This window comes from Photobacterium jeanii (assembly GCF_001650345.1).
Lineage (GTDB): Bacteria > Pseudomonadota > Gammaproteobacteria > Enterobacterales > Vibrionaceae > Photobacterium > Photobacterium jeanii.
This window is the reverse complement of the sequence record NZ_LVHF01000033.1, coordinates 64,793-90,677: the sequence shown is the minus strand read 5'-3', so window position 1 is coordinate 90,677 and position 25,885 is coordinate 64,793. Positions and strand designations below refer to the sequence as shown.

Here is a 25,885-nt window from a genome sequence, read left to right as displayed (position 1 = left end):
CAACTCAATAGTTCCCCCAAGCTATTGTGCTCCTCGGCTCCATAATTTTATGGAGCCTTTTTCTTACCTTGATTCTATTCTCGCCAGTGAGTTAACTCGGGTGTGTGCGCCATTTTTGCCATAGCCGACCATCAATGGCTGATAAGCCCAGTGCAATGATCATCATGCCAATAAAGTGGGTTGTTGCTAATGATTCATTAAGAAATGCCGCGCCAAGTAAGATAGCGGAAACGGGAACGAGTAGCGTCACCAGTAACACATTGGTTGCACCTGCTTGCGCTAATATTTTGAAATACAGAACATAAGCCATTGCTGTCGAGAATACGGCAAGTGCGCTGATGGCAAGCCAAGTGATGTTGCTGACACTCGCGAAAGTCTGTGAATTTCCCTCTACAGTGATTGTAATTGGTAGTAATACTAAGCTTGAAGCTGTTACTTGCCCTGCGGCTGTCAGCACGGGGTTAATGCCGAGCGTTTTAAAGCGGCGCCCATAAACGCCTGCTAATGCGTAGCAAATAGTGGCGGTGACAATGGCGAGCTGAGCAAGGAAGTAAACACTGCTTTGATGCCCGTTTTGTATGGCGGTTATTGATTCTAGTTGCGGTAAACCAATAACAGTGACGACCCCAATAAATCCAATCGCCACGCCAAAGATTTTTAATGGGGTCGGTTTTTCATCGGGTAACAATAATCCAGCCACGACCACAGCAAAAATGGGTGTTGCGGCGTTTAAAATAGCTGCCAGCCCCGAGGCGATTTGTGTTTGTCCCCAAACGATCAAAATAAATGGCAACACATTGTTTAATAATCCCATTCCTAAAAATGATCCCCACACTTTAAGGCTTGTAGGTGGACGAAGCCCGATAAAGAAAGCAAATAGCCATAAAGTGAGTGCAGCTAAGGTGACTCGCAGAGTGACTATGGTGAGTGGTGGTAGCTCGTGAACCGCGATTCCGACAAAGAAAAACGATCCGCCCCATAATATGGAAAGTAAGATCAACATTGCCCAGACTTTGGCGCTCATGGTGTGAGTAATTGAGTTTGTCATCAATTCCTACCTGTTTGTTCGTATTCACTATAGATGATGAAGCGCTTCGCCTGTGGCGACACGCTATTTGCCACTGAGTTTAGGAATGAGAGTAATGAACAAACATCCGAATTTTGCCTTTGTCGTGTTTTTGTTAGCAAGAATCGGATAGCCGGATCCAGCAAACTGTGATGATATTAAGTTGATAGTCGCAACAGAGATAGTGAGAAGCCCATGGTACCGCTAAGTGAAAATGAAATGAGACAAGCCGTCGCTCAACGAGATCCTCGTTTTGACGGTCGTTTTTATTATGGCGTGATCACGACTGGTGTTTTCTGTCGTCCCTCCTGCTCGTCAAAAGCGGCAAAACCAGAAAATGTACGTTTTTTTGCTGATAGTTCGGCGGCGTTGCTAGCGGGTTTTCAGCCTTGTCAGCGCTGTTTTCCACTGGGAAAAAGTGAGCAAACTCAGCAGATGATTGCGGTTGCCCGTTATATTGAAGCTCACCTTGATGAGAAGATCACCTTAGCTCAATTGGGTGATATTGCAGCGTTGTCACCATCGCGATTACAACGGGTGTTTAAAGCCATGTTGGGGATCTCGCCAAAGCACTATCAAGATGCTTTGCGGCTGAATCATTTCAAACGTTCGTTGCAACAAGGAGAAGGGGTAACTGAAGCGATTTACGGGGCTGGCTATGGCTCACTGAGTCGAGTATACGGTGAGGCGACTCGTACTATGGGTATGACGCCCAAAGCTTATGGTGCTGGCGGGGAAGGCGAGAATATTCATTATGCTTGTCGAGTAACCGCGCTGGGTTTGATGATCATGGCTGCGACAGAAAAAGGCGTATGTTCGGTTCAATTTGGTGATGATGAAAGTCATTTGGTTGAGTTGCTGTCGGCTGAATTTCCTAAGGCTACCTTGGTCCCTTCCGCCGCACAAGATACGCCGGAATTAGATAACTGGATGACCGCCCTTGATCACCATATCAGCCAAGGCGCCCCCAAGCCTGAGGTGCCGTTAGACATCCGAGGCACCGCTTTTCAAATGAAAGTATGGCGCTTTTTACTCAGTATCAAAGAGGGGGAGGTCATGAGCTACAGTGAAGTGGCTGCTCACATTGATAAACCCAATGCAGTCCGTGCTGTTGGCACCGCTTGCGGTAAGAACCGAATTGGTATTCTGATCCCCTGCCATCGCGTATTGCGCAGCGATGGCTCTCTCGGTGGTTACCGCTGGGGGCTGGAGCGTAAGCAAGCATTGCTCGTAAAAGAAGGTATTCACCAGTAATTCCATCTTTCGTCTGGTGACAAGTATAGATAATAAACACGGTATAAAAGGCGCCAGCTTAGTGAGCGCCTTGATAGAGCAAGGAGTGATCAGTTAATAGAGAAAAGAGTAGAGAATAACTGACTCACCTTGGGGGGAATTAGTTTTTCTTTTCTGCTTTTAGCAAAGCACATAAATCAGTGAAGGGGGTGATATTTGCCTTTGCTTCAGTACGAGCCGCCTTTGGATCGCCATTAATAATTGCATCAATAATTGGTTTATGACTCAGTCCACTTTGGGAAATATCGTAGTCATAGTGAGTCATGCAAAGGTAAGTCTTAAGCTGATTTGCAATTTGACTGTAGATCTTTTCCATTCGTTTACTGTTACTTGCTTCAACAATTCTGTTGTGTAACGCGAAATCTGCATCGATGATCGCACGAAGATCCGTTGGGTTTTCTTCACAAAGCTGAAGGTAATCATTTAAGATTGCTTGAAGTTCTTGCTTATCTTTGTCGGTTGCTTGCTCGGCAGCCATAGATGCCGACTGGCTTTCTAGCGCTACTCGCAAGTTATACAACTCCCACAAGTCATCTTCATTTAACGAAATTACATGCCAACCAGCATAGGGTTTCGAGATCACTAATCCTTCATGCGACAACGAGTTAAGTGCCATTCGGATCGTACTTCGTGATAAATCGAGCTCTTTCGCCATGGTGCTTTCGATGATCTTTTCGCCTTGACTTATCTCCCCACTAATAATTTTTTCGCGGAGGTAATCGGTCACTTGTTCTTCGAGGCTCTGTTTATTGAACTTCATTGTCTTTACTTGTTTGTACACGGGGTTCTGTCGAACAATCTTACGATGATCAACCGACTGCAAACAACAAAAGATCTGCGATCTGTCACAGTTCGGTGAATTGCGCCGCAAAGACTCAACCGGATATTGACTAAAATCAATTATTGTAAATCTGTTGTTTGTATTAATGTCGATTGTCCGACAATAAACAAGAGATCGAATAATGATTAAAGCGATCCAGCTTTCCAAAGCTGACAATGTGGCGACGCTTTTGGGTAATTTGCGCAAAGGTGAAGAGGTAGAAATCATCTCCACAGAAAACCAGACCGTTGCAAAGGTCATGGTCCTACAAAACATCCCTTTTGGTAACAAAGTGGCGTTATGCCCAATCGATAATGGTCAGGAAGTTATTAAGTCTGGCTTCACTATCGGGAAGGCAGTTACAGATATTGCCTTGGGTCAATTAGTACATGTTCAGAATGTGCGCAGTATTCGCCTTGATATTCCTGAAAATATTATCGAGTTGATTATCGAAGAGATGGAGATTGAACAATGAGCACTTTTAAAGGTTATCCACGCCCAAACGGTACGTTCGGAATACGTAACCATTTACTGATTATTGCGGTTGATGAATGTTGTGAAGGCATTGCACGCAATATCAGTAATGAAGTGAAAGGTTCAATAGTCGTCACGAACTACAACACCTGCATGCTGGGTGGTAACGAAGAAATGATCGATACCATGATTCATACCGGAATTAATCCAAATGTGGCCGGTGTATTGGTTATCGCAATGGGGTGTGGCTCGATTGATCCTGAGCTAGTTGCTGCACCTATTCGTGCAACTGGTTTGCATGCTTACTCAATGACCGTCATTAAATCAAAAGGAACGCGTACCACGATAAGTGAAGGTATAGAGTTGGGTAAAAAGCTTGAAGCTTATGCTAACAGTATCGAGCGTGTGGATGTGCCCGTATCTAAACTGGTGATTGGTGTGAAATGTGGTGGCTCGGATACCAGTTCTGGTATTGCTTCTAACCCAAGTGTTGGAGCTGCAGTTGATAAGATGGTGGATATGGGCTCAACCTGTATGGCTGGTGAGTTAATTGAGCTGATTGGTTGTGAAGACATTCTTCGCCAGCGTGCAGTGAGTACTGAGGTTGCTGACAAGATTTGTCAGTTGATTGCAGAAGAGGAGCACCGCTGGCATGTGGAAGGCACAGATGTGGAAACCATGTCGATTGGTAATAGTGTCGGTGGCTTAACCACAATTGATGAAAAATCCCATGGTGCGATGCATAAAACGGGGACTCGTGCTATTCAAGATGTGCTTCGCATTAACCACCTTCATCGTGAAAAACCAACTAAACCGGGCTTTTACCTCACAGAGACGACTCACCTGTGTGGTTCAGCAGCAATGCACTTTGCATCGCTTGGAGCACATTTAATCTTATGGACGTCAGGTGGTGCTGGTTTCAACAACGCCATTACGCCAGTAATTCGCGTCTCCGGTAATGAACATCTGATCACTGAAGATATGGATATCAATGCCTGCGGCATCATGAAGGCGACCGATACTATCGATAATGTTTCAGATGAAATTGTGAAGAAAATTCATTTTGTTGCCAATGGCGGTCTAACGAATATTGAAGGTGTTGGTTTTGCTTATGCGTCTTTGTATCAGAAAGATCAAAGACTTGAGCGAGTGCTGAATATCTGTCCTGAGTAAGCAATTTCCCTACCATTCAATTATTAGCCGTACATTACTAAAATGTGCGGCGGAGATCAGACATGAACAAACAAGAAAAAACAGGGTTAGTCTTAGCGATTATGTGTGCCGTGATGTGGGGGGCTTCGTTCCCATTTTCTGGCGTGTTAGCAGGTAAACTTGATCCGGTGGTTTTTGCGATTGCGCGTTATAGTCTTGCAACTGTGGGGCTAGGCATTGTGTTTTTCTTTTTCACGAAAGACCGTAAATGGTTGCAGGTGAAAGATATTCCGTTAATGGCAATTTCAGGTATTGCTGCTCAAGCTATGTTCTTTTATACCTCACTGCTGGCGTTGGAATATATTTCAGCATCGGAAGTGGGGGTGATTAACGGTATGATTCCAATCTTCACTGTCTTGGTATCGATTCCGCTTTACCGAAAGTTGCCAACCTTGATTCAAACTATTGCGGTAATTATTAGTTTCGTCGGGGCGTTCTTTATTGCTTTCGATCCTACCAATCAATATACAGGTTTAAACATCGGCCACATGTATATGGTGATTGGTGTTATGGGTTTTATCGTTTCTTGCTTTATTAATAAGAACTTTGCAGATCGTTACGATGGTCTTTCTACTATGCTGTACCAATTTTTATTTGCGACCATTTCATTGGTTATCTTGGCTGCATTTAAAGGTTCCGACTTATCAGAAGTGAGCGTGGTGTTTGCGAGTGGCATGAATTTATTTAGCGTGCTCATGTTAGGTTTAGTGTGTTCTGGTTTGGCTTATGTGATGTACTTTAAATCATTAGTCTTAACCGGTGTTACTCGTGCCAATATGGTACAAAACTTAATCCCATTATCGGCATTTGTACTGTCTATATTCTTATTGGATGAAGCTGTTACAACACAAAAAATCATTGGTCTAGTATTGGTAATTGGTGCTTTGATTTTGTTCGATATGGATATCAATGTCATTAAACGTAAATTGGGATTGGCAGCGGCAACTGAAAAAGAAACAGCTTAATTGCTGCTAATAAGCAGCGGTAACACTCTATAAAAAATTGATTTTTGATATGCATTTCACCTGCTTGTTAACAAGCTGGGCGGGTTTAGTGTTGCCGCTGTATCACTCTTAAATAAAAGCAAAAAAACGAAAATAAATTAAAAATAGTTAGGAAAGAAAGAATGAAAATTACAGATATTGAAGTGATTACCTTACGCGTTCCTGCATTAGAGGCTGAGTGTGAATGGGGTGAAGATGCGGTAGTGGTAAAGGTTCACACCGATCAAGGTATTGTGGGTATTGGTGAGTCAGATACTAGCCCTGCGATGGTCAAAGCATGCATTGAAGCGCCACAAACTAATTTTTATTGTAATGGCTTAAAGCGTTTATTACTGGGTGAAAACCCGCTAGAGATTGAACGCCTATGGAACAAAATGTACTGGGCTTCGAATTACATGGGACGCCGTGGGGCTGGTATTCATGCAATCAGTGCGATTGATATTGCCCTATGGGATATTGCGGGTCAGTTTTATGGTGTACCTGTACATACTTTGTTAGGTGGTAAATATCGTGATCGTATTCGTTGTTACGGGACTTTTATTCCTGCTGATAACCCAGAAGATAACAGTGTTATTGCAAAGGCTCTTATTGAGCAAGGCTTTACTAGTATTAAATTTGGTGGTGGTGTCTTTGGTGATGATCCTGAAATCGATTATCAAATTGTTAAAGTTGTACGTGAAGCCGTAGGACCTGAAGTCGAAGTGCAGATCGACTTGGCGTCTAAATGGCATACGTGTGGTCATTCAGCGATGATGGCAAAGCGTTTAGAGCCTTTTAACCTCAACTGGATCGAAGAGCCAGTATTAGCGGATAGTTTAAACAGTTACAACAAATTGACTCAGCAAGTTTCGCAAAAAATTGCTGGTGGTGAATCACTGACAACACGCTACGAGTTCCAAGAATTTATTACCAAGTCAAATGCCGATATCGTTCAGCCAGATATTACACGTTGTGGTGGTATCACTGAGATGAAAAAGATATACGACATGGCACAGCTTCATGGTACCCAACTGATTCCACATGGATTTAGTACTGGAATTCTACTTGCCGCATCAGTGCATTTCTTGGCTTCTTGTGAGCATGGAACTTTGATGGAGTTTTCTCAAAGCACTAGTCCGTTATTTACGTCGCTTGTGAAAAATCAGCTTCAATTTGATAACGGTTATGTGAAGGTGTCAGATGCGCCGGGGCTAGGTATTGAACTTGATGAAGCGCTTATTGAACAGTATCGCATTGATTAACAGCACTCATTTTAATAACAACGAAAACAGTTGAAAAAAGACTAGGGCAAATCAGTAAAATGGTCTGCCCTGTTTTTGTAATGAGGCGCAATACACGGTTTTAGAGCTGCTGAAACCGCTCAATTAAATAATCAACAAACAAGCGGATGCGTTTGGGTTGGTATTGGCGACTCATGTAAATCACGTTCAGATCTGCGCCTGTGGCAGAGGTTGAAGCGTTGAAGTTCTTCATATACCCATTGAGTAGAGTAACTAAGCGCTGCTGCTTAATGTCTTCTTGCACATCGAGAATCGACTTCAGGGCAATGCCAGCACCGTCCAATGCCCATTGACGGATCACTTCACCATCATCGGAACAGCGTTTGGGCACTACAGTGATCACATTGTGCTGTTCACTGTCTTGGAAGTGCCAAGTTTTAAGTTCTTCGTTGCTACGTACCATGGTTAGGCAATCATGGTGTGCCAAATCTTGTGGCGTTATCGGCGTGCCTTTTCGCGCCAGATAATCAGGAGATGCGCACAAGACCCGTCGGCTTGATGCCAGTTTGCGGGAAATTAAATTGCTGTCAGCCAGCTCACCATAACGGATGACGATATCCAGTCCCGACTCCGCTAAGTTCGATAAGTTATCGTTTAAATAGAGATAGGGGACGACATCTGGGTATTGGTCAGCAAATTCAGAGATTAATGGTGAGATAAATTGCTTGCCAATATCGCGAGGTGCCGAGATTTTTAGCGAACCGCGGACTTCTTTCGTACCGGTTTGAAGAAGATTCTCAGTTTCTTGCACACTATCTATGATTTCTAAACAGGCTTGATGGTACATCGCACCCGCATCGGTCAGTGAAATATGACGGGTGCTGCGGTTGAGTAATTTGACGCTGTAGCGATCTTCTAAAGCTTGCAACCTTGCGGTAACCGTGGCAGGGGAAAGTCCAAGCTCTCGTCCAGCGGCCGCTAGTCCTTGATTCTTCACTATGCTGACAAACAATGTCATATCTGAAAACTTATCCACTTTCGCCTCTATTGTTCATCTCAGTCGAATAATTAATTTGATAATTACTCAATTATCAAATTATGTCGAATGAATATACTAACTCCATCGAAACAATACTGAGGCAGTCATCATGAAAACAGAGCAAACAACTTATGTGGTTATCGGTGGAACATCAGGCATTGGCGCAGCCGTTGCCAAACAACTGGAAGGTGAAAACAGCATTGTGCATGTCGCGAGTCGTCAAACCGGCTTAGATATTAGCGATGAACAAGCGGTGTACCACTACTTTGAATCTATTGGTGCGTTTGATCATCTGATCATTACAGCAGGTTCTTCTGCACCGGGCGGTAAAGTTGTTGATGTTGATACTACAGAAGCGAAAGCGGCATTTGATACCAAGTTCTGGGGGGCGGTGAATGCAGCGAAACATGGTGCTCGTTATATCAAACAAGGTGGCAGCATCACGCTAACCTCAGGCATGTTGTCGCGCAAAGTGGTCGCCAATACCTATGTTAAAACAGCAATGAATGCTGCACTTGAAGCCACAACCAAAGTGTTGGCTAAAGAGTTAGCCCCTATTCGCGTTAATGCCGTAAGCCCAGGTTTAACTAATACCGAGGCATATCAAGGTATGGCTGACGATGCGCGCCAAGCGATGTTAGCTGGAGCGCAACAGAGTCTTCCTGTTGGCAAAGTAGGCGAAGCTAGCGATTTGGCTATGGCATACCTGCTTCCAATTCAAAACACTTATATGACTGGGGCGATCATCGATGTTGATGGTGGTGCACTGCTGAATTAAGCCGCATCAGTGCGGCGTTGATAAACAGCGCCGCGCCCTGAATAACTTATTTTGAAAGTTAACTGTAATCCCGCTCACTTAACGAATTAATAATAAAGAGATCCCAATGAATAAAGAAAAAATGCCGTTGCAGGTATGGATTTTGACGCTTGCAGCGTTTGCGATTGGCACTGCTGAGTTTGTTATTGCTGGAATTTTGCCACAAGTGGCGAATTCATTATCCATTACTGAAGGACAAGCCGGTTACCTCATTAGTGCTTATGCACTGGCGATTGTGTTCGGTGGCCCACTACTGACGATTTACCTCGCCCGTTTTAATAAGAAAGCCGTATTGGCAGGTTTGATGGTGTTATTTATTGCCGGCAACTTGTTATCTGCCTTTGCGCCTAACTATCTCATTTTGATGGTAAGTCGTGTGGTGACAGGGTTAGTTCAGGGGCCTTTCTATGGGATTGGTGCTGTAGTCGCAACCAACTTGGTATCTGAAAAAATGGCGGGTCGCGCTGTGGGTCAAATGTTTGCCGGCCTGACTCTTGCGAATGTATTAGGTGTGCCAGGAGGCACTTGGATTGGACTTAATTTCGGTTGGCATACCACGTTTATCACAGTAGCGGCATTCGGTCTGGTGGCACTGTTCTTCATCGGCACTGTGATCCAATCAACAGGTCACAGTGAAGCGAAAGATGTTAAAGCACAATTGCTGGCGTTTAAAAATCCAATGCTGTTACTTAGCCTTGCGATCACCGTGTTTGCTTGGTCTGGCTTCATGACTTTGTACGGTTACATTGCGCCTATTGCGATGCACGTGACAGGTTTTGGTGAAGATGCTGTGACTTGGATTCTCGTTATCGTTGGTGTGGGCTTGATTGCGGGTAACACCCTTGGTGGACATTCTTCAGATAAGAATCTGCAAAAAGCATCAATGTTCTGGGCCTTTGCGATGATTGTGTCACTGGTGCTAGTAGGGCTGGTGGTTGAAAGCAAAGTGATGTTTGTAGCGGCAGCATTTGTGTTTGGTATTGCATCGTTTGCCAACGTACCTGCGATGCAGCTTCGAGTAATGAACCACGGTGGTGAAGGACAAGAATTGGCTGCCACTGCCAATATTTCAGCCTTTAACTTAGCGAATGCTTTTGGTGGCTTCTTAGGTGGCATGGTGCTCGATAGTCAAATGGGCGCGGGCATGATCCCATACGCTGCCATCATTGTTCCTGTGATTGGTTTGCTGTTTATCGCACATGCTAACCGTCGAGAGAAAGGTCTACAGGCAATGACACCAGAGCTGGATAACGCCTAAGTACAAACTTTTAGCGAGTGGCTTACCACTGAGTCACTCGCTATGGATAACACAATACAAGAAAGCCCACTTCAAGTGGCATAAATAAGAAATAAAATCAGAGTATTAGGATAAAACATGAAACTGTATATTTACGAACATTGCCCATTTAGCGCTCGCGTCCGTTATGTCGCAGGTATGCTCAACCTCTCAGTTGACGTCATCACAATCGATTATGATGATGACACCACAACCACCGATATTATCGGCAGCAAACAAGTGCCTGTTTTGGTGAAAAATAACGGTGAAGCGTTAGCAGAAAGCCTCGATATTATTCATTACTTCCTAGCGCAAGCGAAATCAACCGAAACTCACCAACCGTCCCCCGCAGTGCTTGAGTGGCAACGTGAAGCCTTTAAACCGTTGCAGAAAATTGGTTACCCACGTTGGTCATCGATGCACCTAGCTGAGTTTGCGACAGAATCGGCGAAAAAAGCATGGCGTAGCAAGAAAGAAACGGAAGAGCTAAATTTTGATGTTTTGCTTGCCAATACACCAGCCATTGCCAAAGAAGTGGAAACCTTGATCCGTCTTGCTGGCGACATACTCAAACTCGATTCTTACCAGTACGTGAGCTTGGTCGATGAAGCCGTGATCTTCTCTATTCTTCGTGGCTTTTTTAGCGCACTAGAAATTGAATGGGATCGCACTGTCCGAGACTGGATGGAGTCGGTCAGTAAGAAATCAAAAGTGAAATTACTTACACCTAATTACTAATTTTTCAGGATTGAAGGAACAAAACAATGAGCCAATTATTTGAAAAAGCACAGCTAAAACAACTAACGCTACAAAACCGCGTGGTGATGGCACCAATGACACGTGCCCGTACAAGCCAGCCAGGGAATATTCCTAACGATATGATGGCAACCTACTATCAACAACGTGCAACGGCAGGGTTGATCATTTCAGAAGCAACACAGATTTCTGATGACTCTCAAGGCTATTCGTTCACTCCGGGTGTTTACACCAACGCGCAAGTTGAGGGTTGGAAAAAAGTCACTAAAGCCGCTAAAGATCAAGGTGCCGCTATGTACTGTCAGCTATGGCATGTAGGGCGTGTTTCTCACCCAACATTCCAACACGGTGAGCTACCAATAGCACCATCAGCATTGGCGCCTGTAGAGACCAAGGTATGGATTGCGGATGAGCAAGGCAATGGCAACATGATTGATTGCGTGAAACCACGCGCAATGACTCAAGCTGATATCGACCGTGTGGTGAAAGACTTTGCCTACGCAGCAAAACGTGCGGTGGAAGCGGGCTTTGATGGCGTTGAGATCCACGGCGGTAATGGTTACTTGATTGATCAGTTCTTACGTACTAACTCAAACCATCGTAGCGATAATTACGGTGGTAGCCGCGAAAACCGTATTCGCTTCTTACTTGAAGTGGTTGATGCGGTTATTGCCGCTATCGGTGCTGATAAGGTAGGCGTGCGTCTAGCACCATTCATTACTTTTAAAGATATGAACTGCCCAGACATTGTACCGACGATTCTTGAAGCATCAAAACAGCTACAAGCCCGTGATATTGCTTACATGCATTTATCTGAAGCTGACTGGGATGATGCCCCTGAAATCCCTGAAAGTTTCCGTATTGAATTACGTCAATTGTTTAGCAACACCATCATTGTTGCAGGTCGCTACAACCAAGCTCGAGCTGATGAGATCTTAGAAAAAGGTTACGCGGATTTGATTGCCTTCGGTCGTCCGTTTGTTTCGAATCCAGACTTAGTGGTGCGTCTTCAGCATCAAGCTCCTTTGGCGGATTTAGATGGAGCAACGCTCTTTGGTGGTAACGAGAAGGGCTACACGGATTACCCTGCGCTAGAGGTAGAGACTGCGTAATTTCACCTGATATTAAAAAGGATGGTTATTACTAAACCATCCTTTTGTTGTTTCATCCTCTTTACTCGCCACGACTAAAACGCCTATTCCGATCTTCTAAATTTGCACTTACTGACTTTCCTATCAATAAGTGTGATGATAACCTACTCCTCCGTTACGACCTTTCTTATTATTTGCTGCGTTTTTCTGGCGTGGCTGAAGTTTCATCCCGAGCTGGTTCAAGTTCTCTTATCTCCCTCTCTATTTCGACTAAGTTTTAATAAAAAGGAATATCTATGAGTGCCATGAAAAAACGTGTCGTTTTCACAGGTGGTCCCGGCTCTGGCAAAACCTCAGTGCTTAGTGCATTGGCTGAATTGGGGTATGCCTGTGTGCCTGAGGCAGGGCGCTCAGTGATCAAGCAACAAATTGACTTACTTGGCACGGCATTGCCTTGGGATGACAAAACGGCTTTTCGGGATGTCATGCTGGCGACCGATATTCATCAATTTCATGCTGGAGCGTCAATCGAAAAGCGATTTGCTACAGACGCCCAGAAGAGTGGGTCAGTGACATTCCAGTCTACAGTGCAAGGTGAGTCATTGTGCTTTTATGAGCGTGGGATTATTGATTGTTATGGTTACTCCCTGCTTGAGGAGTTGGCAATGAGCTTTATGCTCAACCATGCTTGCCAGTCTCACCGCTATCATCCAACCGTCTTTATTTTCCCGCCATGGCAGGAGATCTATGTTAATGACAAGGAAAGGAAGCAAGATTTTACAACCGCAACTGCTACTTATCAGGCAATGATTAAAGCCTATCAAGCATTCGATTATCAGCTGGTGGAAGTTCCCCAAATAAGTGTTGAGCAAAGAGTGGCATTTATTTTAGAGGAGCTAAATGTTGAAGCGGTTCATTATTAACAAATACTGTTACTGATATATAGCAATTAAAATATCGATAAAGTGGTGAGTTTTATAAACCAAGCGCTGCTTTTTAGTCAAAATTCGGATGATAGTTCCAATAATTTTGTGTCATTTAGACGTTTTTGGGATGCGAACTTAACCTTATAAATGCTGTGGATTATGTGCCACAAGCAAAAATTGACTATTTTTTAACAAACTGAACAATCAAAGTGTGTTATTCAAATTTTTACAAGGTTTGATGTCAATTCTATTAAAAGGTAATTTATATACAAATTTTAACTATTCGCTATAGTTGTTTTTATATTGGTACCGTATTTTCTTTTCGCTCTAAATTTAAAAATTATAAGATTAAAACTGTCAAAATATTATCGCGCGATGACATTATTTTGGCTGTTTTTTTGATGTTTTTAATAAACTCACCACTTCTCTAAATGAATCTTTAATCCTATTAATAGAATAATTAATAAGCAATTTCCGTTGTCGCGAGACTAGCATATCGTTTGTGGTTTCATTATAAGTTATCTAAAAATCAAAGGCTTTACGCTTGTGGTGATCAAAATTCGACCATGATCTTGCGTGGTCTTTCTGCTTGTTTTCTATCAATAGAACAAAGCGGTGGAGGGCATAGCAAAATTTAGAAAAACTGCGCTTTTAATCAACTTAACATGGCTTTCGACTATATTAAGCTATAGTTGTTTTTCCGTATGGTGAACAATAAAAGATGCAGTGTAATTATTTTTACAGCTGCTTTTTCATTGCATTATTTTATCAATGTTGTACGTCATTAAACTCATTTGTAGGACAAGTCATCCGACCAGATATTAATTGACCTTAATTTTAAATTTGAGATTCTTGTTGCACTTCCTAATGGTCATATTGCGAAAGAAATCATGGTATTTAGCTCAATTAACGTAACTCTGTTATGCGGTTCTACTGTGCTAACTGCAATGTGCGCATTGTTGACTATTCGGGTGTCCAGAGAGAGAAAAAAACGTTCCTTTGCTCAGCTTCGATTAGAAAGAGAGCAAAAAAGACAAAAACTAAAAAGCTTATTTTGCGAAGAAAGTAAGCTACCTAATATTAATTATATTCAAAAAAAAATACTTAAAATTAATGAGGTCAATGATGAAGTCCACCATATTATGCATGTGGTCTGTGTTGGACGTTCGTCGGATTATTATCGCTTCTTTGACTCGAAAACGAGTCGTAAAATTAAGGCGCAATTACATCAACATCTAGATCAAGCACTGTCACCAACCGTGATGGGATTGTTTGAAGATAGATACATTGTCATGGTGTTTGTGAAAGACACGCCATGGACGCAAGAGCAATTGATTGACCAACAGCAAAAAGTGCAACGCGCGCTACCGAATCAAAAGGTTGTAGAAGATAAGTTACTGCCATTTGATTACTCGATTGCCAGTATGTCGTTTTCAGATGTGGATATCTCTAAAGGGAAAAGTTATCTATTCAAGAAAATGGCGTATTGCGTAAAGAAGTCGCTTAAATCGCTCAATGGTCTCTACAGTTATCGTGATAGTGACTACCAACGTAGTCTTCGTAAACGCCAAATCATTCAAGACTTAAGTCATGATATCCGCTTAGGTGGTGACAGTTTCGATCTGTGTTACCAACCGATTTATCACAGTACAGATACGGCTAAAGTTGAAATTTGGGAAATTTTATTACGTTGGCAACGATCTGAATATGGTGGTCCTGGTGAGTTCATGCCTTTAGTGGCAACCAAGCCGCATTTGCATTATTCACTCACTATGATGATTCTGCAGAAGGTGATTGATTTTGCACTTGAAAGTAAGCAATCACTACCTAATATCAGCATTAATATTAGCAATACCGATCTTATGATGATCGATTTTTGCGATGATGTGATGGTTGCGACTGAAAGGGTACCAGAACTGCGCTCAAAGATTATTTTTGAAGTGGTCGAGTACAGTGAAATGCTGTCGCAAAAACATGCCAAGGATAATATTGCCAACTTAAAGCAAGCTGGGTTTCGGTTTGCGATTGACGACTTTGGCTGCGGCTACTCCAATATTAATTTGTTGTCTGAAAAGCACTTTGATTTCATCAAAATTGATAAGTCGATTATTCGTACTTGTGACCATGACATTGTCGCTAGTGAAACCTTGAAATTCATGCTGACGTTGTCAGAAAGTATTGATGTTGGTTTAGTGATTGAAGGGGTCGAAACCGAAGAGCACCTTGCATTATTGCCGAAAAAATCAAATGTATTCTTACAGGGCTTTTTGTTGTCTAAGCCGATTAAACTGCCTTCCTTTTCATCTGCCGCAGAATCTGCAAAGCCTAGCGCGATTTGCTGTGGTGGAGTAACGAGCAGAGGTGAATAGTGAGTATGACCAATGCTATTGCTGCTGCCAGTTTGTGTTGTCATTTCATTATAACGAAGTGTCAGCCGTCGAAAGCAAACCATTAATAATAAAAATATTAACAGACAGAGTGAGCGTTAACTTCATTGAAGTTAGCGGAGCTTGATATTTATAAAGTTCCACCAAAGAGTGGAAATTAAAGGAAATACATTGATGTTCTTGAAAAACTTAACGATAGGCAAGAAGATTGCAGTTTCGTTTCTTGTTATTACGATAATAAACGCCGCTGTTGCCTTCGTATTTCATTCGGGGTTAACGAATATTGAGTCAAACATTCTTAACTATACCGACGACACTTTACCTGCCTATGAAAAAGTAAATCGCATATACGATGAAGTGGCAACATTGAGACGTAATCAATTAGCCATGCTGGTGAACATCGATTCGGAAGTGCAATTGACGAATGAGCTCAATGACAGCAAAGCTTTGATGAATGATATTGATCAGCTAATAACCGCTTACGGTAAAACAGTCTGGCCGGGTGAAGAGCAAGAAGCGTTTAACCGTCTTGATCAAGCATGGACAAACTACACCAATATTGTTCAGAGCTTCAACCAAGCTGCTATGGCGAATCAAAAAGAACAAGCAGCGCAGCTACTACTGAAAGATGCCTATTCATCGTTCAAAGGCATTGAAAGTGAAGTATCGACATTGAGCCAAATTCTAAAAGGCGCAATGAACGACAACCGCTCACAAATTTTGGGTTCAGTGCAAAGTCTTTCAAGCTCATCTATCTTCAGCAACATTTTGATCTTGTTGGTGATGGTATCAATGACTCTTATCCTTTCTCGTTTAATTTGTAATCCGCTGCACTTGATTGTGAAACAAGCCAATGCGATTGCCGAAGGCGATCTTTCAACGCATGTTGATCGTGATGCGATTGGTAATGATGAATTGGGCGTGTTGGCCGATGCATCATCGAAAATGCAGAGTAACCTTCGCCAGCTTATTGAAGAAATCATTTCTGCGGTAACCCAGCTAAGTAGCGCCATTGAGGAAATGAACCAAATTTCTGAGCTTTCGACTCGTGGTATGCAAGATCAGCAGTCCAAGATTGCCCAAATCGCAACAGCGATGACAGAGATGAAAACCTCGGTATCAGATGTGGCGCAAAACACCGAAAAATCAGCGCTTCAAGCCAATAACGCGAACCAACAAGCGAAACAAGGCGCCAAGAGTAACCAAGAGATGGTGGACTCTATTCAAGAGATCTCAGCGGTAATTGGTGATGCGGGTAATACCGTCCTTGAGTTGGAAGAGCAATCTAACCAAGTGAACATCATTGTTGACGTGATTCGTAGCATTGCTGATCAAACCAACTTGTTGGCACTGAATGCAGCGATTGAAGCGGCGCGAGCGGGTGAATCTGGTCGTGGTTTTGCCGTGGTTGCTGATGAAGTACGTACCCTTGCTGCGCGTACGCAAGACTCAACAGGTGAAATCACAGCGGTGATTGAGAAGCTACAGAACTATGCGAAGCAAGCGAAAGATGCGACCGAGAAGTCGTGCGCATGTATTGAAACTTACTCAGATCAAGGCACCCAAGCGTTGAAGCTAATGAGTTCGATTGAAGATACGGTGGCAGATATTTCTGATATGGGGACTGAAATTGCCAGTGCCTGTAGTCAACAAGATGCGGTTGCCGGTGAGCTAAGCAGCCATATCGAAACCATTAATATGGCATCGCAAGAAGTTGCTGAAGGTGCACAACAGACCGTGCTTGCTTGTGGTGAATTGAGTCAATTAGCGACTTCACTTCATAACGCGATGAACCGATTCAAGCTTAATTAATTGCCTTAGAACTTAATTCCTCAGGCTAATTTCTACAGAATGGAAACCTTATGAAATTTAAAATGACAGTACTTTCGTTAGCGATGGCGCTACCAGCGTTTTCGACAATTAGTGCACCGTTAGCGATCGATCACCACATTCCAACCGCGAAAGAAATCAACCAATCGAACTCGTGGTTGGAAATTAGCTTGGGGCAATTTAAGTCCAATATCGAGCAGTTCAAAACGCACATTAAAGCAGACACCAAAATCTGTGCAGTGATGAAGGCCGATGCCTACGGCAACGGTATTCAAGGTTTGATGCCAATGGTCATTGAGCAGCAAATCCCGTGTGTGGCGATTGCGAGTAACGCTGAAGCGCGTGCGGTACGTGATAGTGGCTTTAAAGGTCAACTGATGCGTGTACGCTCTGCGAGTTTAAGCGAAGTGAAGCAAAGCGCAGATCTTGATATTGAAGAGCTGATTGGTAGTTACCAGCAAGCAAAAGATATTGCTGATTTTGCTGCGCGTAACAACAAGACCATTAAGGTACATGTGGCGTTGAATAACGGCGGTATGGGTCGTAATGGTATTGATATGTCGACGAAAGCGGGCAAAGCAGAAGCGGTTGATATTGCTTCTCAAGCTAACCTTGACGTTGTTGGCATCATGACGCACTTCCCGAACTACAATGCAGATGAAGTGCGCGAGAAGTTAAAAGCATTCAACAAAGATTCTGCGTGGTTAATGAACAAAGCTGATTTGAATCGTGATGATATTACGCTTCATGTGGCGAATTCTTACGTATCGTTGAATGTACCAGAAGCGCAGCTTGATATGGTGCGCCCGGGTGGTGTGTTATTTGGTGATTTGCCAACTAACCCTGAGTACCCGTCAATTGTGTCGTTCAAAACTCGAGTGGCATCAATTCATCACTTGCCAGCAAACAAAACTGTCGGTTACGACAGCACCTTCACAACTGATAAAGACAGCGTGCTAGCCAATATTCCAGTGGGTTACTCTGATGGCTACCCTCGCAAGATGGGTAACAATGCTCAGGTGATCATTAACGGTCAACGCGCAAAAGTTGTGGGTGTAACGTCGATGAACACAGCCATGGTAGATATCACAGGATTGGAAGGTATCAAACCTGGTCAAGAAGTGGTGCTATTTGGTCAGCAGCAAGGTGAGACAATTACCGCAACAGAAATGGAAACACACTCAAGCTTGATCTTCCCTGAGTTGTACACGGTTTGGGGTCAGACTAACCCTCGCTATTACATCACAGACTAAATTTAGCGATACCTTAAATAATAAAAATAAATACAGACTACTTTGGCTTTAGGTGAGTTATCGCATGAAGACAAAGTAGTTTTTTCTTTCTGCGTCGAAAATATCGTTCATGAAAATAGCATGTGATGTTCGATAAGGCGCTTTCTAAGAAGCGACATTGAGCGCAATTAAGCGCTGTTTTAACTAAGGGAGCCAATTGTCAGGGCATCAATTTGCTGCTGAAAAACAATTGGTATTTGATAAATGAATAAACGCAATTCGTACTTTAAAGGTCAATGGTCTAAGGCAAACCGAGTAAACCAACACGCACAAGATAGCGGTGTGCTTCCTCCTCTTCCTGCGCGATTTCCGCCTAAGTTATCAGCTGAGCACCTTGCTCGTGTTCAGCAAATAGCGAACTGGAAACCATCTTCTCTACAAGCTTCAAACGCTAAAAACGAAGACGCACCTTCATCGCCGTCCTCTAAAGATAAGCGAGAGCCAGATTCGAATCATCGCGGTGAAGCAGAGCCTCAAAACGAGTCAGGGGAAACACTTCCTGATGATGAGCTTTTTCTTCAAGAAGTGCTTCGTTCACTGCGAAAACTTGAAGGAAAAGTGCAGATCCGTTGACGCAATACTTGTTTTGATTGCGTGGGGAGGGGAAAGCTGAGAATGATGCTGATAGAGTGTGATTAAAGTCGATAGCGTTATAAAGCAAAGAGGCTGAGACTCTTCACCTCAACCTCTAGTATTGCTTATTAACTTTGCACGACTAGTTTATTTTATACCGCTTCAGAGCTCGCGATTTTACCTTCTAGATTCGTACTACTTTGTTTCGCGTTTCTTTTATCCAAACGAATGATAACGCAAGTAAGAACAATCAGTGTCACGGCGATACAACCAAGGATCATAAAGACACCATTCCAAGAATAGGCTGCTTCAATCATTGCAATTGGCGCACCGGCTAATGCGGCACCAATGTAGGTAATACCACCTTTAAGGCCCGTTGCAGCACCTGCGCCATCGGCGTGTGAAGCTTCAATGATACCTAATGCGAACAGCATTTGAGGGGCATAAATACCTGCACCAATGACAAAGAAGCAGCCTGAAACGAGGAGGTAACTTACATCAATGGTCAGCACAACACCCACCATACCAGCCACTAAAACAAACGAATAAATGAGGATGGTTTTCCAGCGGTCTGCACCGAAAAGCTTATCGGAAATAATCCCTGACGTTAAACCACCAATGATGCCGCCAGCTTCAAACCAAGCGACAAGTGAATTTGATTTCACCAGATCCCAGCCTAGTTCTTTTACGAAGTAGACCGATACCCAGTCGTTCGTTACCGTGCGGATAACGTAGATACAAAGGTCACCACTAATGGCTAGCCAAATGATAGGGTTGGTTAAGATGTAACGTTTAAACATCACCCACATGGTTAAGCCAGCTTCAGAGCGCTTGTTGATCTCAATTTGTTTGGCGTCACCTTTCCACTCACCCACATTTGGTAAGCCGTAGGTTTCAGGTTTATTACGCATTAGCCAGAAACAGATAATCGCTTGTACCGCTGTAATGCCCGCTGGTACATAGAAGGCATAACGCCAATCACCTGTCGCTGCAATCACGGTAGAGGCGATAAGAGGCGCTAAGGCACCACCTAGGTTATGTGAGGTGTTCCAAATAGAGTACCAGCCACCACGCTCTGATTTTGAATACCATTGGCTAATAGATTTGGCGATTGGTGGAAAACCACACCCTTGTACAACGGCTGTTAGGCAGTACAGCGCTAATAGCATTGTCACGTTGTCTGTCATACCGATGCCAACGTTGATGATGGCGACAAGTACTAAAACAGAACCAAGGAAGGCGCGAGGGTTGATGCGGTCAGCAACTAAGCCAGAGCTAAACTTTGCTAGCCCGTAAACGATGTAATAGATAGAAGATGCTGCGCCAAACTGGACCACTGTCATACCCAAGTCTTCCATAAGAAGAGGCGCAGCCGCTGCAAACGCTTTTCGGGATATATACATCACTGTGTAGGTTAAAAAGGTAGCTAAGATTATTTGCCACCGAAATTTTCGATACGTCGCATCTAATTTGGAGGTATTCATTTCTTGTTAATCCTATCGAATAAGTAAAATTGGATTGTTAGGTCAATAAAAAGGTGACCTGAGTTTGTGAATTCTTTTGGGGATGCCCCTGTATGGGAATGGATAATAAAGAGGAAAAATGAATCAACAAGAGGGTGGATTTGGGAAAGAAATGTCCCAAACGCCTATTTCTGTGAGACAAAAAAGCACATTTAGAGAGGCTAAAATAGAATGAGTAATAAATTTAATCGATGGCCAATAATCTTATGTTCCGATAAAGGCACATTTATGATTTTAGCGAATTTCTACTTATTTACTGAAGTTTGACCTAACACACAAAATGCAAGAAATTAATCATTAACATTGCGGATTATTATTAAAGCAAAGATATGAAGCAATGTTGGTATGAGCAGATTTATTCTCTTTTCGTTTTTGATATCAATATCAACAGCGGTGATGGCAGCAAAAGAAAAGCCGATTGTGATTCTTACTACCTTTTCTGAAGGGTCAATTTCACAAATGGTGAGTCAGTTTCAAGCGATTAACCCGAATGTCAAAGTGGATGTCATTTTTCGCCGTAATCGTTCAGCTGTTCGGTTATTAGAGCGAGAAGGGGCGAGCAATGTTGATATTATCATCTCTTCATCGTCAGTTCTTTTTCATGAGTTAGAAGAAAAAGGGAAATTACTATTAATCGACAATGAGAATAAAACACCGGAATGGTTAAAGCCTCATGTTTTAGAAATGTCGGGAAAAGTCACCGCATTTGCTTATTCTGGTTTTGGGCTGATGTATAACAATGAATATTTAAAAAGCTATAACTTAGCATCACCTAAAACATGGCAGGATTTATCAGATTCTAAATATTTCAACCATATCACCATGAGTACACCTGCGCGTTCTGGTACAACTAGTTTGATGGTTGAAAATATATTGCAAAATTATGGCTGGGATAAAGGGTGGCAACTGTTAATGAAGATTGGCGGTAACATTGCTTTTATTTCATCACGCAGTTTCGGTGTGAGTGAAGCGATTTCACAAGGGCTTATTGGTGCTGGGCCTGTGATTGATAATTACGCAATAAACAGTAAACGTAGTTTTGATTATGTTGATTTTAGCTATATGCCAAAATCAATATTAATGCCCACCTATATTGCTATAACTAAAGACAGTGATGCCAAAAAAGAAAGCGAGAAAATCATTGATTTTCTGTTATCAAATAAAGGGCAGGAATTACTTAAAACTACCTCGATCACTAAGTTTTCTTTAGCGCAACCAGAATTAGCCCAAAAGACAAGTGTTGTACTGAATAAAGAGCTGGTTTATGAGCGAGATGGACTTATTTCGTTACTTTTTGACCAAGCGATCACAGAGCAACTCCATCAATTAAAGGTTACTTGGCAATCAATTTACCAACTCGAGAAAAAAACGGATTTGTCACAAGCTGACAAGAGAAATCTTACCTTGGTAAAGCGTTATGCATCTAAAGTTCCAGTAACGGCTCAACAAGCGCAATCAAGCGATTACTTAGAATTGTTTAACCAAACAGGAACTGCGCACCGCCTTAATACGGCTGTGGCTGAAGAGGTGCGTCGTTGGCAACAAACGCTAAGCGAGAACTTAGTGATAGCCAACCAATTAATTAATGAAATTAATCAAGAGTAAGTCAGGTTGCCAAAGTTTCCTAATACCCTGAGCTCAAGGCTTGTCGCTGCATTTAGTTGTATCTTACTAATGGTTTTCTTTATTAGTGCGGTGGCTTTTATTACTTGGAATATGCTCGATGATAAAGTGGACGCAATGCTCGATAATAATATGCCATCATTAAAGGCAAGTTATCAGTTAGAGCGCAGTAGCACTCAACTACAAGCGTATTTAAACGAAATACATACGACGCGAAATATTATTCGACTTAACCAACTTGATGCTAGCTTGGACAAAACGCTTGATGATATTGACCGCTTTACCGCAACGTTAACGAAATCATCTGTGATTAATAAATTGAGAGGTGAATATCAGTTGTTGGGTGTTGATATTGATGCGTTTGTCCCACTGCTATCGCGTAAGATTCAAATCAAACAAGAACTAGATAAAATTTCTGAAAGTGTATCATGGCTTCACCAAGATATTGTCGATGAGGTGAATCCATTAAGACAAGAAATTGAATGGCAAATAACCAGTGAACGAACAAGGTTAAGTTCAGAAACAAAATCTATTCTGTACGAAGACTTCACAACGTTGCAAATGATGACACTCAAAGAAAATGAACTTGTTTCGTTAGTGAATGAAGTTATTCGACAATATAAACAGCGTAATTTAGAGAGTGCTTTTCACTTTATTAGTTACAAGACCGATGAAATTGCACGGCTGAGTGAAAAGTTAGAGCATAACGCCGCCAGTATTACTTATCGCCAACTCTTGTTAGAGTTTTTTGATTTAGTCAAGCCGGATGGTAAGTTATATAACAACCTTAAAGCTCTAAAATTATTGAATGAACACGCTAATCAGCAGCGCCAGAACATTCAAAACCGCTTGGAATATCAACAGCAACAAATCAAGCACCTGGTGAGCACGACCAGTGTCGATCTATCTGGCATAAAATTGAGTACTCGTAACATTATTGAGGCGGGTAATGTCTTTTTATTGCTTGTTTTAACCACATCAATATTGTTGAGTGCACTTATTTACTTTTATTTTGTGCGTAAGCGAATTGTTCAGCGTTTGTATCATTTAAGCTTGAATTTAAACTCGGTCGCGACGGGAGAGACAAATAGATTGATCCCCGTCACAGGAAATGACGAGATAGGACTGCTGGGTAAAACATTAAATGATTTTTGTTTTCAGCTTCAAGAAGTTGAAAACACGAATGCGCTCAATTTAATTAATAACACCCAAGCTAGCCTTGTGACTTGCTCAATTGAAGGGGTGATTGAGTCAATGAACTCTAGTGCTCGTCACCTTTTTAGTTTATGTGGTCGATCATTTGAAAATGAATATATTTGGAGCTTGTTTGACCCTCGTTATCACTTTCAGCTGCGGACATTATTTGCATCCGATAGTGCGTTATTACTTAATGGTGCTTACACCATTACACTGGAAATCGTAAGTGAAGAGCAGCAAGTTAACTATTTTCGCTTAGATTTACGTGTTTATTATCAGAACACGATTCCCAAGATCATCATTACCTTAACCGACATTACCGAACAAGCGAATGTGGCGCGTTGGCTTGAACAGAAGGTGGAAGAAAAAACCCATTCACTGACACAAGCAAACATCGAGCTACATAGCCAAATTGAAGATAGAAAACGAGCAGAAGCAACCTTGGTTGCCACCCAAGAAGAGTTGATTCAAGCGGCGAAAATGGCGGTTGTGGGGCAAGCGATGACGACGCTGGCACATGAACTCAATCAACCATTGTCAGCGCTTTCAACATACATCTACACGGTGCAGATGACTTATAACGCCAATGACTATCCCGATATTTACAACACTATGGCGAAGATGGATGAGATCAGCGATCGTATGGAGCAGATCATCACGAACTTACGTGGCTTTTCTAAAAAGACCTCATTCATGAACCCTGCCGTAAAGGTCAACCTTCATCAAGCTGTTAACAGTGCGATAGGTATCGCTGACTCAAGGGCGAAGCAACACAATATCAACTTGTGTAACCAGCTGGGCGATGACTGTTGCTGTGTAGGTGATCTTATTCAAATAGAGCAAGTAATAGTGAATTTGCTGATTAATAGCTGTGATGCACTAGCGCCTGTTGGCGGAGATCAAGGCGTTGTTACCCTCAGCAAACTAGAGTGTAGCGAGCACTCGATAGTTTTGGCTTGTAGCGATAATGGACCTGGTTTTGACCCTGCCATTATCAACCAGATATTTACCCCTTTTACGACCACAAAGGAAGTTGGGTTAGGGCTTGGCTTAAATATTTGCCATTCAATAATGGCCCGTTTAAATGGCTCAATTCAGCTAGCATCGACGTTAGATGGTGGTGCAATGATAGTTTTGGAGTTCCCGATACAATGATTTTAGGTGATGATGTTCAAGTCGTGCTTATCGATGATGATCAACATGTTTTAGATTCTAGCCAGCACCTATTAGAGCTCGCTGGATATAAAACGAAAGCCTTTTTAGACCCCCATAAAGCGCTACAGCAAATTCATCCTAATTGGTCAGGGGTGATACTGACAGATATCTATATGCCAACCATGAGTGGCATGGAGCTTATCGATAAAGTGAAAGCGATTAGCCCTCATTTGCCGATTATTACTATTACGGGTCATGGCGATATCGAAATGGCGGTGGAAGCCATTCAGAAGGGGGCCAGTGATTATCTTGAGAAACCGTTGAAACCTAAAAAGCTCTTGAGCTTACTGGAAAAAGTCATTAGTGAGCGGTCAAAGGTTGTTGAGCAATGGCATCTGATTGAAAGAGATTTACCGAAAAAACTCTTGGGTAAAAGTGTTGAGATCGTCGAAATACGCGAACGCATTAAGTTACTCGCGATGGCTGATAAAGATGTGCTTATCGAAGGTGAAAATGGTGTTGGGCGATATACATCCGCGACCTTGCTGCATGAATTAAGCCCGCGGCAAAGTGGCCCGCTTTTGTTCAAAGTTGGTGATAGTTTAGCAACAGTGACCGAGTTAGAAACGCTGATCAAAGATGCTGAAAATGGCACCATCATCCTGAATGAGCCGAGTAAAATGCCGGAAGAGGTGCAAGGGTATTTGAGCCGTTATCTTCTTGAGCAAGAACGCAGTGGCAAACATACCGTTAAGTTCGTCTCTATTTTTAGTCAAGCGCCTGAGCTTGCGCTGCAAGAGCATACATTGTTACCTGAGCTCTATTATTTGCTCAATAATGCCAGATTCTCGATACCGCCTTTACGCAAGCGGAAAGAAGATATCAAAATTCTGTTTAAACATTTCTTAAAAAATAGCTGCTTGCTACTGAGTAAAGAGATGCCAAAGGTTGATAGCTCCTATTTGAATACGCTCAATGATCATTGCTGGCCGGGTAATGTTAGGGAGTTAAAGAGTGTGGCTGAGCTTTATGCCATTGGTATTGTGAAGTTGTCGGTTGCTGAGCGGGTTTATCCGGTAGAACAAATGGATGGGGCACTGGATGAGCTAGTCGAAAAATACGAACGACAGTTGATTGAAGATGCTTTGTATTTGTTCTCAGGTCAGATTAATGATGTTTCTAATTACCTGCAGATACAGAGGAAAAAATTGTATTTGCGAATGAAGAAGTACGGATTAGATAAGGCCAATTACAAAAGAAATTAATTCTTTTCTTGGTCTGAACGTTAGCGCGCAGCTGTCAGCATTGGCA

21 protein-coding genes are annotated in these 25,885 nt (G+C 42.6%); 17 read left to right on the top strand and 4 right to left on the bottom strand.

The annotated features are described in order from the left end of the window. Positions 1-91: 91 nt before the first annotated feature. Positions 92-1,048: a DMT family transporter gene (locus A3K86_RS18050; protein ID WP_068334600.1), complete on the bottom strand. Its 957-nt coding sequence runs from the start codon at positions 1,046-1,048 to the stop codon at positions 92-94. A gap of 213 nt (positions 1,049-1,261) precedes the next feature. Here A3K86_RS18050 and ada point away from each other — a divergent pair, with 213 nt between their 5' ends. Beyond that, positions 1,262-2,320, top strand: coding sequence for a bifunctional DNA-binding transcriptional regulator/O6-methylguanine-DNA methyltransferase Ada (ada, locus tag A3K86_RS18045; RefSeq protein WP_068334597.1), 1,059 nt, complete (start codon positions 1,262-1,264; stop codon positions 2,318-2,320). A gap of 139 nt (positions 2,321-2,459) precedes the next feature. On the opposite strand, the gene A3K86_RS18040 is transcribed toward ada, so the two are convergent. After that, positions 2,460-3,119, bottom strand: coding sequence for a GntR family transcriptional regulator (locus A3K86_RS18040; protein WP_068334594.1), 660 nt, complete (start codon positions 3,117-3,119; stop codon positions 2,460-2,462). 202 nt (positions 3,120-3,321) lie between these two features. On the opposite strand from A3K86_RS18040, the gene A3K86_RS18035 reads away from it, so the two are divergent. From A3K86_RS18035 to A3K86_RS18020, 4 genes are all read left to right on the top strand, one after another. After that, positions 3,322-3,654, top strand: a complete 333-nt coding sequence (locus tag A3K86_RS18035; protein ID WP_068334591.1) for a UxaA family hydrolase — start codon at positions 3,322-3,324, stop codon at positions 3,652-3,654. After that, complete coding sequence (locus A3K86_RS18030; RefSeq protein ID WP_068334588.1) at positions 3,651-4,826, top strand: UxaA family hydrolase; 1,176 nt, start codon at positions 3,651-3,653, stop codon at positions 4,824-4,826. Before A3K86_RS18035 ends, A3K86_RS18030 begins: the two co-directional genes overlap by 4 nt. 62 nt (positions 4,827-4,888) lie before the next feature. After that, complete coding sequence (locus A3K86_RS18025) at positions 4,889-5,830, top strand: DMT family transporter (RefSeq protein ID WP_068334586.1); 942 nt, start codon at positions 4,889-4,891, stop codon at positions 5,828-5,830. A gap of 161 nt (positions 5,831-5,991) precedes the next feature. Next, positions 5,992-7,110 carry a mandelate racemase/muconate lactonizing enzyme family protein gene (locus A3K86_RS18020; protein ID WP_068334583.1) on the top strand — a complete coding sequence of 373 codons (1,119 nt, stop codon included), beginning with the start codon at positions 5,992-5,994 and terminating at the stop codon, positions 7,108-7,110. Positions 7,111-7,210: 100 nt separating this feature from the next. On the opposite strand, the gene A3K86_RS18015 is transcribed toward A3K86_RS18020, so the two are convergent. Further along, positions 7,211-8,125: a LysR family transcriptional regulator gene (locus A3K86_RS18015; RefSeq protein WP_068334579.1), complete on the bottom strand. Its 915-nt coding sequence runs from the start codon at positions 8,123-8,125 to the stop codon at positions 7,211-7,213. A gap of 112 nt (positions 8,126-8,237) precedes the next feature. Here A3K86_RS18015 and A3K86_RS18010 point away from each other — a divergent pair, with 112 nt between their 5' ends. From A3K86_RS18010 to A3K86_RS17970, 9 genes are all read left to right on the top strand, one after another. Further along, positions 8,238-8,906 (top strand): SDR family oxidoreductase, encoded by a 669-nt coding sequence (locus tag A3K86_RS18010; RefSeq protein WP_068334576.1) that lies wholly within the window; start codon positions 8,238-8,240, stop codon positions 8,904-8,906. Positions 8,907-9,012: 106 nt separating this feature from the next. Next, complete coding sequence (locus A3K86_RS18005) at positions 9,013-10,203, top strand: MFS transporter (protein ID WP_068334572.1); 1,191 nt, start codon at positions 9,013-9,015, stop codon at positions 10,201-10,203. Between the two features lie 117 nt (positions 10,204-10,320). Beyond that, positions 10,321-10,959, top strand: a complete 639-nt coding sequence (locus A3K86_RS18000; RefSeq protein ID WP_068334570.1) for a GrxB family glutaredoxin — start codon at positions 10,321-10,323, stop codon at positions 10,957-10,959. 26 nt (positions 10,960-10,985) lie between these two features. After that, positions 10,986-12,089, top strand: coding sequence for an alkene reductase (locus tag A3K86_RS17995; protein WP_068334566.1), 1,104 nt, complete (start codon positions 10,986-10,988; stop codon positions 12,087-12,089). 284 nt (positions 12,090-12,373) lie between these two features. Further along, on the top strand, positions 12,374-12,991 hold the full coding sequence (locus tag A3K86_RS17990; protein WP_068336972.1) for an AAA family ATPase: 618 nt from the start codon (positions 12,374-12,376) through the stop codon (positions 12,989-12,991). Positions 12,992-14,136: 1,145 nt separating this feature from the next. Next, positions 14,137-15,363 carry an EAL domain-containing protein gene (locus A3K86_RS17985; protein ID WP_068334564.1) on the top strand — a complete coding sequence of 409 codons (1,227 nt, stop codon included), beginning with the start codon at positions 14,137-14,139 and terminating at the stop codon, positions 15,361-15,363. Between the two features lie 192 nt (positions 15,364-15,555). Next, positions 15,556-17,193: a methyl-accepting chemotaxis protein gene (locus A3K86_RS17980; RefSeq protein WP_068334560.1), complete on the top strand. Its 1,638-nt coding sequence runs from the start codon at positions 15,556-15,558 to the stop codon at positions 17,191-17,193. A gap of 50 nt (positions 17,194-17,243) precedes the next feature. Continuing rightward, positions 17,244-18,464, top strand: coding sequence for an alanine racemase (alr, locus tag A3K86_RS17975; RefSeq protein WP_068334558.1), 1,221 nt, complete (start codon positions 17,244-17,246; stop codon positions 18,462-18,464). 243 nt (positions 18,465-18,707) lie between these two features. Then, positions 18,708-19,076: a hypothetical protein gene (locus A3K86_RS17970; protein ID WP_068334556.1), complete on the top strand. Its 369-nt coding sequence runs from the start codon at positions 18,708-18,710 to the stop codon at positions 19,074-19,076. Between the two features lie 152 nt (positions 19,077-19,228). On the opposite strand, the gene A3K86_RS17965 is transcribed toward A3K86_RS17970, so the two are convergent. After that, positions 19,229-20,560 carry an MFS transporter gene (locus tag A3K86_RS17965; RefSeq protein WP_068334555.1) on the bottom strand — a complete coding sequence of 444 codons (1,332 nt, stop codon included), beginning with the start codon at positions 20,558-20,560 and terminating at the stop codon, positions 19,229-19,231. A gap of 384 nt (positions 20,561-20,944) precedes the next feature. On the opposite strand from A3K86_RS17965, the gene A3K86_RS17960 reads away from it, so the two are divergent. The 3 genes from A3K86_RS17960 to A3K86_RS17950 all read left to right on the top strand — a co-directional run bounded on the left by A3K86_RS17960 (position 20,945) and on the right by A3K86_RS17950 (position 25,839). Beyond that, positions 20,945-22,204 (top strand): ABC transporter substrate-binding protein, encoded by a 1,260-nt coding sequence (locus tag A3K86_RS17960; RefSeq protein WP_068334553.1) that lies wholly within the window; start codon positions 20,945-20,947, stop codon positions 22,202-22,204. A 135-nt stretch (positions 22,205-22,339) separates the two neighbouring features. After that, positions 22,340-24,574 carry an ATP-binding protein gene (locus A3K86_RS17955; protein ID WP_162844304.1) on the top strand — a complete coding sequence of 745 codons (2,235 nt, stop codon included), beginning with the start codon at positions 22,340-22,342 and terminating at the stop codon, positions 24,572-24,574. Then, a complete protein-coding gene (locus A3K86_RS17950) occupies positions 24,571-25,839 on the top strand; it encodes a sigma-54-dependent transcriptional regulator (RefSeq protein WP_068334549.1) in 1,269 nt (422 codons plus the stop codon). Before A3K86_RS17955 ends, A3K86_RS17950 begins: the two co-directional genes overlap by 4 nt. The last annotated feature ends 46 nt before the right edge of the window (positions 25,840-25,885 follow it).

What these genes read in the sequence shown, in the direction of transcription:
- A3K86_RS17950 (WP_068334549.1), top strand. Translation starts at nt 24,571, where the DNA reads ATGATTTTAGGTGATGATGTTCAAGTCGTGCTTATCGATGATGATCAA.
- A3K86_RS18025 (WP_068334586.1), top strand. Translation starts at nt 4,889, where the DNA reads ATGAACAAACAAGAAAAAACAGGGTTAGTCTTAGCGATTATGTGTGCC.
- ada (WP_068334597.1), top strand. Translation starts at nt 1,262, where the DNA reads ATGGTACCGCTAAGTGAAAATGAAATGAGACAAGCCGTCGCTCAACGA.
- alr (WP_068334558.1), top strand. Translation starts at nt 17,244, where the DNA reads ATGAAATTTAAAATGACAGTACTTTCGTTAGCGATGGCGCTACCAGCG.
- A3K86_RS17990 (WP_068336972.1), top strand. Translation starts at nt 12,374, where the DNA reads ATGAAAAAACGTGTCGTTTTCACAGGTGGTCCCGGCTCTGGCAAAACC.
- A3K86_RS18050 (WP_068334600.1), bottom strand. Translation starts at nt 1,048, where the DNA reads ATGACAAACTCAATTACTCACACCATGAGCGCCAAAGTCTGGGCAATG.
- A3K86_RS18040 (WP_068334594.1), bottom strand. Translation starts at nt 3,119, where the DNA reads ATGAAGTTCAATAAACAGAGCCTCGAAGAACAAGTGACCGATTACCTC.
- A3K86_RS18005 (WP_068334572.1), top strand. Translation starts at nt 9,013, where the DNA reads ATGAATAAAGAAAAAATGCCGTTGCAGGTATGGATTTTGACGCTTGCA.
- A3K86_RS17970 (WP_068334556.1), top strand. Translation starts at nt 18,708, where the DNA reads ATGAATAAACGCAATTCGTACTTTAAAGGTCAATGGTCTAAGGCAAAC.
- A3K86_RS17985 (WP_068334564.1), top strand. Translation starts at nt 14,137, where the DNA reads ATGCATGTGGTCTGTGTTGGACGTTCGTCGGATTATTATCGCTTCTTT.
- A3K86_RS17965 (WP_068334555.1), bottom strand. Translation starts at nt 20,560, where the DNA reads ATGAATACCTCCAAATTAGATGCGACGTATCGAAAATTTCGGTGGCAA.
- A3K86_RS18030 (WP_068334588.1), top strand. Translation starts at nt 3,651, where the DNA reads ATGAGCACTTTTAAAGGTTATCCACGCCCAAACGGTACGTTCGGAATA.
- A3K86_RS18000 (WP_068334570.1), top strand. Translation starts at nt 10,321, where the DNA reads ATGAAACTGTATATTTACGAACATTGCCCATTTAGCGCTCGCGTCCGT.
- A3K86_RS17960 (WP_068334553.1), top strand. Translation starts at nt 20,945, where the DNA reads ATGAGCAGATTTATTCTCTTTTCGTTTTTGATATCAATATCAACAGCG.
- A3K86_RS17980 (WP_068334560.1), top strand. Translation starts at nt 15,556, where the DNA reads ATGTTCTTGAAAAACTTAACGATAGGCAAGAAGATTGCAGTTTCGTTT.
- A3K86_RS18010 (WP_068334576.1), top strand. Translation starts at nt 8,238, where the DNA reads ATGAAAACAGAGCAAACAACTTATGTGGTTATCGGTGGAACATCAGGC.
- A3K86_RS17955 (WP_162844304.1), top strand. Translation starts at nt 22,340, where the DNA reads ATGCTCGATAATAATATGCCATCATTAAAGGCAAGTTATCAGTTAGAG.
- A3K86_RS17995 (WP_068334566.1), top strand. Translation starts at nt 10,986, where the DNA reads ATGAGCCAATTATTTGAAAAAGCACAGCTAAAACAACTAACGCTACAA.
- A3K86_RS18020 (WP_068334583.1), top strand. Translation starts at nt 5,992, where the DNA reads ATGAAAATTACAGATATTGAAGTGATTACCTTACGCGTTCCTGCATTA.
- A3K86_RS18035 (WP_068334591.1), top strand. Translation starts at nt 3,322, where the DNA reads ATGATTAAAGCGATCCAGCTTTCCAAAGCTGACAATGTGGCGACGCTT.